At 56.4% G+C, this 12,724-nt stretch carries 10 protein-coding genes and 1 tRNA gene; 9 read left to right on the top strand and 2 right to left on the bottom strand.

The features are described 5' to 3' along the window. Nucleotides 1-16: 16 nt before the first annotated feature. Nucleotides 17-93: transfer RNA gene (locus C7964_RS18275), tRNA-Met, on the top strand. A 183-nt stretch (nt 94-276) separates the two neighbouring features. Here C7964_RS18275 and C7964_RS18270 read toward each other — a convergent pair. After that, nucleotides 277-960, bottom strand: coding sequence for a UPF0149 family protein (locus C7964_RS18270; RefSeq protein WP_110281017.1), 684 nt, complete (start codon nt 958-960; stop codon nt 277-279). Between the two features lie 931 nt (nt 961-1,891). Between C7964_RS18270 and C7964_RS18260 the strand changes: the two genes are divergently transcribed. Continuing rightward, nucleotides 1,892-2,176: an HU family DNA-binding protein gene (locus C7964_RS18260; RefSeq protein ID WP_110281015.1), complete on the top strand. Its 285-nt coding sequence runs from the start codon at nt 1,892-1,894 to the stop codon at nt 2,174-2,176. A gap of 840 nt (nt 2,177-3,016) precedes the next feature. On the opposite strand, the gene C7964_RS18255 is transcribed toward C7964_RS18260, so the two are convergent. Further along, nucleotides 3,017-3,496: a transcription termination/antitermination NusG family protein gene (locus C7964_RS18255; protein WP_181417242.1), complete on the bottom strand. Its 480-nt coding sequence runs from the start codon at nt 3,494-3,496 to the stop codon at nt 3,017-3,019. Between the two features lie 414 nt (nt 3,497-3,910). Here C7964_RS18255 and C7964_RS18250 point away from each other — a divergent pair, with 414 nt between their 5' ends. From C7964_RS18250 to C7964_RS18220, 7 genes are read left to right on the top strand one after another with little or no spacing between them, the layout of a single operon-like run. Then, nucleotides 3,911-4,159 carry a FitA-like ribbon-helix-helix domain-containing protein gene (locus tag C7964_RS18250; RefSeq protein ID WP_110281013.1) on the top strand — a complete coding sequence of 83 codons (249 nt, stop codon included), beginning with the start codon at nt 3,911-3,913 and terminating at the stop codon, nt 4,157-4,159. Between the two features lie 3 nt (nt 4,160-4,162). Then, the gene (locus C7964_RS18245; protein ID WP_110281012.1) at nt 4,163-4,585 is read left to right on the top strand and encodes a type II toxin-antitoxin system VapC family toxin; all 423 of its coding nucleotides are present in this window, start codon (nt 4,163-4,165) and stop codon (nt 4,583-4,585) included. Beyond that, nucleotides 4,582-7,332 (top strand): class I SAM-dependent DNA methyltransferase, encoded by a 2,751-nt coding sequence (locus tag C7964_RS18240; RefSeq protein ID WP_110281011.1) that lies wholly within the window; start codon nt 4,582-4,584, stop codon nt 7,330-7,332. The genes C7964_RS18245 and C7964_RS18240 overlap by 4 nt, the downstream gene beginning before the upstream one ends. Then, on the top strand, nt 7,329-8,336 hold the full coding sequence (locus tag C7964_RS18235; RefSeq protein ID WP_110281010.1) for a virulence RhuM family protein: 1,008 nt from the start codon (nt 7,329-7,331) through the stop codon (nt 8,334-8,336). Before C7964_RS18240 ends, C7964_RS18235 begins: the two co-directional genes overlap by 4 nt. Next, nucleotides 8,333-10,396, top strand: a complete 2,064-nt coding sequence (locus C7964_RS18230; RefSeq protein ID WP_220000201.1) for a DEAD/DEAH box helicase — start codon at nt 8,333-8,335, stop codon at nt 10,394-10,396. Before C7964_RS18235 ends, C7964_RS18230 begins: the two co-directional genes overlap by 4 nt. Next, the gene (locus C7964_RS18225; RefSeq protein ID WP_110281009.1) at nt 10,389-11,591 is read left to right on the top strand and encodes a GIY-YIG nuclease family protein; all 1,203 of its coding nucleotides are present in this window, start codon (nt 10,389-10,391) and stop codon (nt 11,589-11,591) included. Before C7964_RS18230 ends, C7964_RS18225 begins: the two co-directional genes overlap by 8 nt. Next, on the top strand, nt 11,592-12,611 hold the full coding sequence (locus C7964_RS18220) for a DUF4236 domain-containing protein (RefSeq protein WP_110281008.1): 1,020 nt from the start codon (nt 11,592-11,594) through the stop codon (nt 12,609-12,611). The last annotated feature ends 113 nt before the right edge of the window (nt 12,612-12,724 follow it).

The raw sequence follows: 12,724 nt of genomic DNA, 5'->3' as shown, positions 1-12,724 counted from the left end.
AACTGCAACACGGTAGCGCGGGATGGAGCAGCCCGGTAGCTCGTCAGGCTCATAACCTGAAGGTCGTAGGTTCAAATCCTACTCCCGCAACCAAAACTTCCAAATAAAACAAACGCTTAAGTTGGTGGTACCATAGTACCATCGGCCTTTTGCACGTTTACGTCAACGCCACGTCAACACCAGCTCAGATAAACTGCATTCGCACGCAGTCGCGTGCAGTGGCGGACACTTGCAGGCAAGGGGCAACTAATTGTGTTATAGATGACATGCCGTTGCTTAATTCCGGCCGCAGCACAGCTTATACTTCTTACCTGAACCGCAAGAGCAAGGATCGTTTCGTTCGGGACGTCGTTCTCCCTTATGGGGCATTCTGGAGAGGTTTGCTGCAACAGTCCCAGCAAGTTCAGGGCGTGATTGGAGTAAAATGGTTGCCACACAATTCAGGATTAAGTCGGGGGCTTCCTGATCAATCTGTTCAATTTCCTGTTTGGAAAACTTGCTGTTGCCCATGCTAATGTCCTGCAGTGCGATCAGAAAAATCAGACTGGCTTGGGTTTCTTCATCGGCTCTGTCCAGTAACCCTTCCCAAGCGTCTGGCCGTAAGTCCATCGCACGGCTGAAACCGTCAACCCAAGGTTCCCATAGGGTCTCACCGCTCTTGGAATCCACCTCGTAGATAGGGGCGACCCAACGTGACCAGGTCATGGCTTTTGCCAGGGCATTGTAATGCTCCATGACGGCGCCGATCGTTTCTTCCGGCACCTTCTGATCGACGAGATACGCATCGCCAGTTATGCGCCACACCTGTGGCATCCACAACATGGGTGGGATCATCTCAGGGCAAGCCAGAACGCCAGTGATATAACCGTCGAGTTCGCTGAGGGTCATGGGCAAGCTTTCGACTTGCAGCGCGTTCAGTAGTTCAGTTAGGCGGGCCAGCCGTTTTGCGTTTTTAGCCATGTCTCATCCCTGTTCGAAAGCCGCTCTGGTATTCAAAATGCGCCAAAACGTGAAGCCCAAGAGCCAAGACCGGGATTGACGTGGCAGCTTTTTGCCGAAGGCCAAACATTTACCTGGCGTCGATTAGCGCACCCATGTTGTCGTGCGATCGCTTTAACCGAAATGGTGCAGCTTGAACCCTTTAGCGCCTAACCAGTACGTTTGGTCGTAGCTGCCCATCCTTGCTCTTGGAAAGGCGCGTCGCGTTCAGCGTTCACGAAACCCATGTGTGACAGGCTTTAATGCTCGTCCAGTAATTTATCCAAGTCCACCGACCGTAGTGCCTTATTGCAGTTTCGAAATCTGTTGGCCTCCATTACGTTGCTGCTAATACGGGGCCATGCCGGCCATTAATCTGCCGTGGTTCGAGACGAAGCACGGCACGGACAGTTGAAGATTATCAGGCCTGCAGCGAACATCGCAAACTGCGCCAGGTGAAGTGCCTTCGCGCTGTTGGCGCAGCGCTCAAGGCTCGACAGCAGCCTTATCTCGAACGTGTCCGAGGCAAACCGTACGAACATCAAGGCCGACCTATCTTTGGACAACATCGGCATTCATGAAACCGTGATACACTAAAAATATAAAGCGTTGGCGTTCGTCAGCCCGCGTTATGGGAGGGGATCCAGCGACACTCTGTAATCAGGCGTGGAACGGATCATTACGCTCTTTGAGGAGCGGGTTCGACGGCACTACTGGGAGGAGGTGTCGTCGAATTGGGCACCTTTGGTGTCAATTCCGCAGCGATACACCCACCACTTTGATGCGACGCAACGAGGCCATCTGTAACCGGGTATCCAATGCCCTACATCACGGCAAAAGATAGGTTGATCCGTTGAACGGATAACGAGCCCACTAATAGGCGAATGTCTGGTAGATGAACCAAGGGTCCGGAATGATCAGAAGCGAACTGATAGCGCGGCTTGCGGCGGAAAATCCGCATCTTTACCGCAGTGAAATTGAAAAGGTCGTAGCCGCTGTATTCGACACGATCAGTACGCATCTTGCAGCGGGTGGTCGGGTGGAGCTGCGCGGGTTTGGTGTCTTTGGTGTCCGGCACCGTTCGGTAGGCAGGCGGTGTAATCCTCGTACAGGAGAGATCATGACCCTCGATGCAAAATCCGCACCGTTCTTCCGTACTGGCAAGGACCTGCACAAACGGTTGAATCCTGATGGTTAGCAGCGTGAACGCCTGACGTTGATAAAACGTGCAGACATTTTGACCATATTCGCGCGCTCCCCTTGCTGTTCCAGTTTCGTTTCAAATGACATATAGCGCGGCACGGCTCCCGGCATACAGTCAAGCTTCAGCCCAGAGTGGGCGAATTTCATCAATCAGATCGTCATGCGCTTGCGGCCGTGATAGTCCGGCATAGCACCCACGCTCGCCGTGATGCTCCCCTCGTTTGTGTCGAGGTGGCAGCCAATCATGTGACTTCTCCATCGACATTGCAGCCAAGGTTGGTTCCTCGGATTTCAACCGTGTCACCATCGATCACGTTCGTCACGCCATTCAAATCATTCGCCGTAGCGGGCGCTGGGGCTGCGGAACCCCAAGAGCTTGACGCGATTACGTTCATGCTCAAAGCATTGCGGGGGGGGATAAGGTAATCGGGCTGTGATAAGACAAACTCCAGCTATCTATACTTTTCAGCGTCTCAAAATTCTCTACAGCCGATTCAAAGCCACACCCTCAAAATGAAGTTTATCGTTTGTTTCCCCTTTTGGTAATTTTACGAAGAAACCTACCGACTGGACTAAGCTTGGCCAACGCCGACAATCCGACAAGCTCTCCCTGAAATTCCTACTGGCCGTCGCGGAATATCAGAGGACGTTTCCACGCGACGTAAAATGCATCAACACTTAGCCGCTTCACCAAGTGTGGACAGGATCCGCTGCGGTCGATCAATCGTATTGCTAACCCTTTGGCAAACGACACTGGTTCATTTGGTTTCGCGAAACGCAGAGGGCCTATCGATCTGTTGGTTGTCTCATTTGACTGGGGCAATTGCTTGATGGTCTAGGCCAAGTGCAGGTGGTTGCCGGGCGCAACAATGGGGAAGGGCGCCGTTATTCTTTTCTTGAGGAGACAGACTCGGCGGTCACGTGCGGTGCTTTCGACCTCTGCTATAAAATTTGCAAAGGGCATTCTTGTGGTCGAAACGTGATCAATAGGTCTCTGTGGTTTGACGGGCCGCATCAGGCCTTTCCTGTCGCATCGCTGCATCAGCTCGGTGACAAGCAGAGTTGGCACAACAGCGGGTGATTTACCGATTTTCACAATGTGTGCGATGCCAAAGAGGGAGTGGATTTGGCCCCAGAAGTCCTGAGACATATCAAGCGCCACAAAAAGGTGGTCTGGAAAAATAGGGCGCGTGGATGGCAACGTCGCACAGAAGCATGGGTGCGGTTCTTCCTCGAACGGCAGAAAGGTCTCGAAGTTTTTTATCTGCAGATTTCTCTGGGCAATCTGAACGCTGTTTGACTTGGCCTGTGCCAAAAACCATCGAGATTGTCCTATTTTTGATGAGCCTCTGATCGCTATGCTGCCGCACACCTTGTGTGGGGCCTTTTCCGCCTATGCGCCAATATGCATGGGGGTTGCGTTGCGTATCTTTGGATGAGCGCGCAGTACAGATGAAATGGTAGTTGCTCAGTGGTCCGCCAAAAAGTAAAGAACTATTGATAAACCATCATGCCCATCGGCGCTTTATCAACAAAAGGTGTCGCGCGACTGAAGTTGAGGAAGATAGGGCCGTAGAGGGTTGATCGTCCTTTGGGCATGCAAGAGCGCTGTGCCGTTGATCTGATTGCTTGTGCGTTGTCAGGTGTCTGTAAATACTCTCTCCGAGCGAGACGTGACTTGATAGCACTGCAATCGCTGATTACCATGGTGTCACAGTCGGAGTACGCAATGGCAAGCATTACCATCCGGAACCTTGACGATGACGTGAAGCGCCGCCTTCGCATCCGCGCGGCCGAGCATGGCCGTTCAATGGAAGAGGAGGCGCGCGAGATATTGCGTCACGTCGTGGGCGAAGCAAAGCCCTACCACGATCTTGCCGCGGCCATCCGTGCACGGGTCGCGCCTCTGGGTGGCGTTGATCTCGACCTTCCGCAGCGTGAAGCCATGCGTGAACCGCCCGCGTTCGACCAGGCTTGACGCATGATCATCCTCGACACGAATGTCATCTCCGAGCTTTTGCGCCCGGCCCCGGAGCCCAAGGTTGAACACTGGTTGTCGGCTCAGGACGGGCTCAACGTTTACCTGACCTCGATATCGGAGGCGGAACTGCGCTTTGGCCTCGCAATCATGGGGAACGGCAAGCGCCGCGCCGCGCTGGTTGACGCCGTGGACCGCATCCTGCGCGAAGACCTGGCCGGGCGTATTCTGCCCTTCGACAGCAACGCCGCGCAGTCCTTCGCTACCATAGCAGCGGCACGACGGTCCGCCGGGCGACCGATCGCTCAGGCCGATTGCCAGATCGCATCCATTGCCCACGCCTGCGGCGCCACCGTCGCGACACGCAATACGCCTGACTTCGAGGGTTGCGATATCGACCTGATCAACCCCTGGACAGCCGAATGAACGCCGTTGAAATCGAACAAGCTGTTTCCGAACTTGCCGAGCAGCTCTTTGACGCGGCCGAGTTCCCCTATGCTTTCCTCATAGCCTTCGGCAACAAGGACACCACCATCAAGCGCCTGCGCACCGGCGCGTCGAACAAGTCCGACCTCGGCGGCGTCCTGCAGACCAACAACATCCACCTTGCGACCTGCGCCCCGGGCGACATCGCGGCGACCCTGACCGCCCTTCGCGACAGCCCCGCCACGACCCGCGCCAAGGCCAAGTTCATCCTCGCCACCGATGGCATCGACCTCGAGGCCGAGGACATCACGACCGGCGAGACCATCGCCTGCCGCTACACCGATTTCCCCGACCATTTCGGCTTCTTCCTGCCGCTCGCCGGCATATCCACCGTCAAGCAGATCCGCGAAAGCGCGTTTGACATCCGCGCGACCAGCCGCCTCAACCGGCTCTATGTCGAGCTGATCAAGGACAACCCCGACTGGGGCAGCGCCGAGAAACGCCATGATATGAACCACTTCATGGCGCGGCTGATCTTCTGCTTCTTCGCCGAAGACACCGACATCTTCGTCAGCGACAACCTGTTTACTGCCACCATCGACCAGATGGCGAACCGCGACGGGTCGAACACGCACGAGGTCATTGGCGAAATCTTCCGCGCGATGAACACCGCCATCCCCAAACGGGCCGAGGCCAAGCTGCCCCGCTGGGCCGACACCTTTCCCTATGTGAACGGCGGGCTCTTCTCGGGCAGCACCGATGTGCCGCGCTTTTCCAAGATCGCGCAGCGCTACCTGTCGCATATCGGCAGCCTCGACTGGACGCAGATCAACCCCGACATCTTTGGCTCGATGATCCAGGCCGTCGCGGATGAAGAGGAACGCTCGGTCCTCGGCATGCACTACACGTCCGTGCCGAACATCCTGAAGGTGCTGAACCCGCTCTTCCTCGATGATCTGCGGGCAGAGCTGGAGGCGGCGGGCGACAACGCGCGCAAGCTGGCCAATCTGCGGGCGCGCATGGCCAAGATCCGCGTCTTCGATCCCGCCTGCGGGTCGGGCAACTTCCTTGTCATCGCCTACAAGGAAATGCGCGCACTGGAATATGAGATCAACAAACGCCGGGGCGAGCCGCTGCGGCGCACCGACATTCCCCTGACCAATTATCGCGGGATCGAGCTGCGGGATTTTTCGGCCGAGATCGCGCGGCTGGCGCTGATCATCGCGGAATACCAATGCGACGTGACCTATCGCGGCCAGAAAGAGGCGTTGGCCGAGTTCCTGCCGCTAGACGCGCAGAACTGGATCACCTGTGGCAACGCCCTGCGGCTGGACTGGCTGTCGGTCTGCCCGCCCACGGGGACGGGGGTGAAGTTTCAGGCCGATGACCTGTTCATGTCGCCGCTGGATCAGGCGCAGATCGACTTCGCGAATGAGGGGGGTGAGACCTATATCTGCGGGAACCCGCCTTATCTGGGGTCAACGTGGCAAAGCACCGAACAGAAAGAGGATTTGCAGCGCATTCTCGACGGACGCACGAAAAGCTGGAAATCGCTCGACTATGTCGCGGGCTGGTTCATGAAGGCCGCCGATTACGGGCTGCACACGCCCACCGTGTCGGCATTCGTGTCCACCAACTCGATTTGTCAGGGGCAGCAGGTGCCGATCCTCTGGCCGCTGATTTTCAAGACAGGGCACGAGATCGCCTTTGCTCATACCAGTTTCAAATGGGCGAACCTTGCCAGCCATAATGCGGGTGTGACCGTGGCGATTGTGGCGATTTCCAATAATGCTGGACCAATTAGGAAGCTGTTCACGTTAGCGGACGATGGCGGTGCGGTGGTGAAAGAGGCAGACAATATTAACGCCTACTTGGTTACTGCCCCAAATGTGATAGTCACGAAATCCAGCCAGCCGGTTGGAACGGTACACCCCATGACAAAAGGCAATCAACCCACGGATGGTGGACACCTTTTGTTGAGTCCTGATGAACTTGTCAGTATTGGCTTGGAAAAGGACGAGCAAGACCAATTCATTCGCAGAATATACGGATCAGCGGAATTTATTCGTGGCCAAGAGCGTTATTGCCTTTGGATCAAGGGTCATCATCTATCTGCGGCCATGAGCATCAAACCAATTCGCGAACGGATAGAAAGCGTTCGAGCTATGCGTCTCGAAAGCACAAAGCAGGCGACTGTTGATGCAGCACAAACGCCACATAAGTTTGGCGAGTTACGTCAATCTGGCTCAGAAACGGTGATCGTAGTCCCAAGTGTATCGTCAGAAAGCCGTGACTATCTACCGTGCGGGTATTCCGCACCAGGAACAATAGTCTCCAATCTTGCTTTCGCCCTCTACGACGCCCCGCTCTGGAACATGGCCCTGATCGCCTCGCGCCTGCATCTGGTCTGGATCGCCACTGTCTGCGGCAAGATGAAAACCGATTTCCGTTATTCCAACACCATGGGCTGGAACACCTTCCCCGTCCCCAAACTGACGGAAAAGAACCGCGCCGACCTGGCAGCGGCGGCGGAAGGCATCCTTCTGGCCCGTGAGGCGCATTTCCCCGCCACCATCGCCGACCTCTACGACCCCGAGAAAATGCCCGCCAACCTGCGCGCCGCACATGACCACAACGACGAAGTTCTGGAACGCATCTACATCGGCCGCCGCTTCCGCAACGACACCGAACGGCTGGAAAAGCTGTTCGAGATGTACACGAAGATGACGACGAAGGTGAGCGCATGAGTGACATCGTTCTATACATCACCGAAGACGGCACCAGCCGCATCGAGCTGCGCGCCGAAGGCGGCACCGTCTGGTTGAGCCAGGCCCAGATCGCTGATCTTTTCGCGACGACAAAGCAGAACGTTTCGCTGCATATCAAAAACATTCTAGAGGATGATGAGCTGACCGAGGCGGCAACTGTCAAGAATTCCATGACAGTTCAAACCGAAGGCGCACGACAGGTCGAACGCCAGATTCAAGTCTATAATCTGGATATGATCCTGGCCGTTGGGTACCGCATCCGTTCGCCGCGTGGCGTGCAGTTCCGCCGGTGGGCCAGCACGGTGCTGCAGGACTATCTGCTTAAGGGCTTTGCGATGGATGACGCGCGCCTGAAGCAGCCGGACTTTGATTACTTTGACGAGCTTCTAGAGCGTATACGCGACATCCGTGCGTCGGAAGCGCGGTTCTACAAGAAGGTGCGCGACCTGATTTCGCTCAGTGAAGATTACGATGGCACATCTCAGTCTGCACAGGTTTTCTTTGCAACGATCCAGAACAAGATGCTGTACGCCGTATCCAGCTTTACCGCTGCCGAACTGATCGTGGCCCGCGCTGATGCAGATGTGCCCAACATGGGCCTGACCTCATGGTCTGGCAATCGGGTTCGCAAAAAGGATGTCGTCACGGCCAAGAACTATTTGGCAGATGGTGAGGTTTCCGAGCTGAATCTGATCGTGACCATGTTCCTCGATACGGCTGAATTGCGCGCACGAAGGCGTCAGGCGATGCGGCTTGCCGATTGGGAATCGGTACTGGACGTGTTCCTTCAGTCCAACGACCTGCCTGTGTTGAGTGGCGCCGGATCGCGATCCCATCAGCAAGCCGTGCAGGTTGCTGAACAAAAATATGCTGAATTTGATGAGGCCCGCAAAATTGCCGAGCGCAAAGCGGATGCCGAAATTGATGAATTGGATGAATTGAAGAGGATTGCCGAACTGACCCTCAAGGAGGGCAGAAGATGACATTTGACCCGAGAATGAAATCGGTTCCTTCCGTCTCTGTCAATTACGCGGCCAATGGAAGCTCGACCAAATCGAACGAGCTTGGCATGCGCGAAATGCAAGAGGGTGCCTATGAGAAGCGGGGCGAGCAATACCTGCTGATCAAGTCGCCGCCGGCATCTGGCAAAAGCCGCGCGCTCATGTTCATCGCGCTCGACAAGCTGCATAATCAAGGCCTGCGTCAGGCCATCGTCGTGGTGCCAGAAAAGTCTATCGGGTCCAGCTTCAACGACGAGCCGCTGAGCAAGTACGGCTTTTGGGCAGACTGGACTGTGCAACCGCGATGGAACCTGTGCAACGCTCCCGGCGGGGATGATGGCAAAGTGGGCGCTGTCGGCAAGTTCCTGGCGAGCGACGACAAGATCCTGGTCTGCACCCACGCGACCTTTCGGTTCGCCATGGACAAGTTCGGGATTGAAGCGTTTGATGATCGGCTCATCGCGGTAGACGAGTTTCACCACGTCTCTGCCAACCCTGATAACAAGCTGGGCACGCATCTGGTCGCCCTTGTCGCGCGCGACAAGGTACATCTGGTTGCGATGACCGGGTCCTATTTCCGCGGCGATGCCGAAGCCGTTTTGTCGCCCGAAGATGAGGCAAAGTTCGATACATTCACCTATACCTACTATCAGCAGTTGAATGGCTATAAATACCTCAAGACGCTCGACATCGGGTATTTCTTCTATTCTGGGTCCTATGCGGACGACATCCTCACGGTTTTGGATCCGACCGAGAAGACGATCCTTCACATCCCGAACGTGAACTCGCGCGAAAGCACCAAGGACAAGCATCGCGAGGTCGAGCATATCATTGACGCCCTGGGCGATTGGCAGGGCAGCGACCCCGCTACCGGGTTTCAGTTGGTCAAGACGCCCGAGGGGCGCGTGCTACGCATAGCCGATCTGGTGGATGATGAACCGGCCAAGCGTGACAAGGTTTCCGCCGCGCTGAAAGACTCCACGCAGAAGAACAACCGCGATCATGTCGACATCATCATTGCCTTGGGCATGGCGAAGGAAGGGTTCGACTGGATCTGGTGCGAACACGCCCTGACGGTCGGCTATCGCGCCAGCCTGACCGAGATCGTGCAGATCATCGGGCGCGCCACCCGCGATGCCGAGGGCAAAACGCGCGCGCGGTTCACCAACCTGATTGCCGAGCCCGACGCCGCGGCTGAAGCCGTGACCGAGGCGGTCAACGATACGTTGAAGGCCATCGCTGCAAGCCTGCTGATGGAACAGGTCCTCGCCCCACGTTTCAACTTCACGCCCAAGACTGTGAAAAGTGGACCTGTCGCAGGGTTCGATTACGGTGAGGGCGGCTATGATCCGAACAAGGAGAACGTCGGCTTCAACGAGGCCAGCGGTCAGTTCCAGATCGAGATCAAGGGCCTGGTCGAACCCAAGAGTAAAGAGGCCAAGCGCATTTGTCAGGAAGACCTGAACGAAGTGATTACCGCTTTTGTGCAGGACAAAACCACGATCGAGCGTGGACTGTTTGATGAAGAACTGGTCCCCGAAGAGCTGACCCAAGTGCGCATAGGCAAGATTGTCGGGGCCAGGTTCCCGGAACTGGATACGGAAGATCAGGAGGCCGTGCGCCAGCATGCAGTAGCCGCGCTTAACCTGACGCAAAAGGCCAAGCAAATCGCGCTGACAAGCGGTGATGATGGTGAAGTGTCCGCCAATACAGCGCTGATCGACGGGGTGCGCAAATTCGCCATGGATGTGCGCGAGCTTGATATCGATCTGATCGACCGGATCAACCCGTTCGGGGAAGCCTATGCGATCCTGGCCAAAACCATGAGTGAGGAAAGCCTCAGGCAAGTTGCAGCAGTGATTTCGGCGAAGAAAGTGCAGCTCACCCCGGAAGAGGCGCGTGCGCTGGCCAAACGTGCCGCCGCCTTCAAGCAAGAACGGGGGCGCCTGCCGACGATCACATCGGCTGACCCGTGGGAGAAGAAAATGGCTGAAGGCGTGGCCTATCTTGTGCGCATGAAGCAGGAGGCCGCCAATGGCTGACGGCTTCACGGATGAAGATGACGCATTGCTGGCCGAGCTGGGCGTCGAGGTCGACACCAAGAAGCACGTCTCCCGCACCCCGCGTGAAGAGCGGATCATCGCGGGTTTTGAAGAGATCCAGCGTTTTGTCGAGGCGCACGGTCGCCGCCCACAGCATTGCGGGGAAAAGGATATCTTCGAGCGCCTGTATGCAGTGCGTCTTGACCGGATCAGCGAGTCACAGGAATGCCGTGATCTGATTGAGCCCATGGATCATCAGGGACTGCTGAGTGGCGCATCACTTGCGCTGCCCGGTAACACGGAAGAGCTTGACGACGACGCGCTCCTTGACGCGCTGGGGATCGAGGTTGAAGCGCCTGCGATCACAGAATTGAAGCATGTCCGGTCAACGGCAGAAAAGAAGGCTGCGGAAGAGATCGCGGCCCGCGACCGCTGCGATGATTTCGCGCGTTTCAAGCCGCTGTTCGAGCAGGTGCAAAAGGAACTCGACAGCGGTCTGCGCGAGGCACGGAAATTCGAGCTGAAATCAGAAATCGAACCTGGCCGCTTTTTCATCGTAGGTGGCCAGAAAGCCTATGTCGCCGAAATGGGGGAAATGACACTCACGGATCAAGGACGCACAGATGCGCGGCTCCGGGTGATCTTCGACAATGGGACCGAAAGCAATATGCTGATGCGGTCACTGCAGCGGTCCCTGAACGCAGATGGCGATGCCGGGCGGCGCATATCTGAGCCGCATGCAGGGCCGCTCTTCTCAGACCGGATGATGGACGGCGATGAGGCCAGCGGAACCATCTATGTCCTGCGCAGCAAATCTGATCACCCGCTGGTGGCCGAGAACCGCGATCTGGTTCACAAGATCGGTGTGACCAATACGAGCGTGGAAAAGCGCATTGCCGGGGCGCAGTTGCAGCCAACATTCCTGATGGCCAATGTTGAAATCGTCGCGACCTACGAACTCTACAACATAAACCGCACCCGCCTCGAAAACTTGATCCATCGCGTTTTTGAACCAGCACGGCTTGATATCGAGATCATGGACCGCTTCGGGCGGCCTGTAACCCCGAAAGAATGGTTTCTGGTGCCGCTCTTTGCGATCAATGACGCTGTCGAGAAGATCAAGGACGGCACGATTGCCAGTTTCGCCTACGATCCGGCTCAGGCGAAATTTATCGGCCGATCAGGGGGAGCATAGTTGGCTTTTCGTTTCTGGCGGCGCGTCCGCCTTGCTCCCGGTGTTACGCTGAATCTGTCGAAATCGACCGCCTCGCTGTCACTGGGCCCGCGCGGCGCGAAATATACCATCAGCCCGCGTGGGAATCAGGCGACTGCCGGACTTACGGGGACGGGGCTTTTCTACACGGTTCATGACCGCAAGCTTGCTGGACGGAGTGGCGCTGCGCCTGGCCCTGAAGTGGTTGAGCGCGATCGTTTGAAGCTTGGCTTTTTTCAGCGACTGATCACCCCGGCTGATGAACGCCATTTCGTGGATGGCATTCGGGCACTGAATGATGGCGATCAAGATGGCGCCTTGGCTGCGTTGGAAGAGTCTCGGGATCTGCCTGATGCGGCGTGGATGGCCGGAATGATCCGTCTGCGTCGGGAAGAATTCGACCGTGCCAAGGTCCATTTTGAAGTTGCACTGGCAGGTCGAAACGAACTTGGCGCGCTCTTTGCCAAATATGATATTGCAGCTCAGGTCAGCTTGCCGATCACCCCTGACGTATTCGCCCATGTGTTTCCGCGTGAGCGTGGCACGCGGTTGGCACTGGTGGAAATTGCCCAGCTTGAAGGCCGACATGGCGACGCAATGGCGCATCTCGAGCGGTTGATAGAGATCGACCCGACTGATCCGATCATTCTGCTTTCGTTTGCCGAGCTTGCGCTTGATACGCCGGATGATCTTGCGATGATGGAGCGTATCGTGCGTGATACGGTGAGCGTGCGAAACGAAACGCCGGTTGACACGTCGATCCTGCTCTATCGCGGGAAGGCGCTGGCGGCGATGAACTTACCAGATGCGGCCATCGATGTGCTGACGCTGGCAAACCGTCGTCGCAAAGACCGCCCGGAAGCGCTGATGCACCAGATCCGTTACGAGCGCGCAGTCCTCTATGAACAGTTGGGCCGTAAAGCCCAGGCACGGCGTGAATTCGGACGTCTGTTTGCCGCTGATCCAGACTTTGAGGATGTGGCCGAGAGGCTGAAGATATAACCATTGATCATTCATCTATGATTTAGCTGGCGAATGATCTTGATAGAGTTTCGGCGAAAGAGTTCAATTGGGTAACATGTCGTCAGTAAAGGCGCTGGACACCAACGCGCCTT

Source organism: Loktanella sp. PT4BL, assembly GCF_003201935.1.
Lineage (GTDB): Bacteria > Pseudomonadota > Alphaproteobacteria > Rhodobacterales > Rhodobacteraceae > Yoonia.
This window is presented reverse-complemented; position numbering and strand designations above follow the sequence as displayed.

Bases quoted from the DNA above. Each gene is read 5' to 3' on its own strand.
- C7964_RS18260 (WP_110281015.1), top strand. From the start codon at position 1,892: ATGATCAGAAGCGAACTGATAGCGCGGCTTGCGGCGGAAAATCCGCAT.
- C7964_RS18235 (WP_110281010.1), top strand. From the start codon at position 7,329: ATGAGTGACATCGTTCTATACATCACCGAAGACGGCACCAGCCGCATC.
- C7964_RS18250 (WP_110281013.1), top strand. From the start codon at position 3,911: ATGGCAAGCATTACCATCCGGAACCTTGACGATGACGTGAAGCGCCGC.
- C7964_RS18230 (WP_220000201.1), top strand. From the start codon at position 8,333: ATGACATTTGACCCGAGAATGAAATCGGTTCCTTCCGTCTCTGTCAAT.
- C7964_RS18245 (WP_110281012.1), top strand. From the start codon at position 4,163: ATGATCATCCTCGACACGAATGTCATCTCCGAGCTTTTGCGCCCGGCC.
- C7964_RS18225 (WP_110281009.1), top strand. From the start codon at position 10,389: ATGGCTGACGGCTTCACGGATGAAGATGACGCATTGCTGGCCGAGCTG.
- C7964_RS18240 (WP_110281011.1), top strand. From the start codon at position 4,582: ATGAACGCCGTTGAAATCGAACAAGCTGTTTCCGAACTTGCCGAGCAG.
- C7964_RS18270 (WP_110281017.1), bottom strand. From the start codon at position 960: ATGGCTAAAAACGCAAAACGGCTGGCCCGCCTAACTGAACTACTGAAC.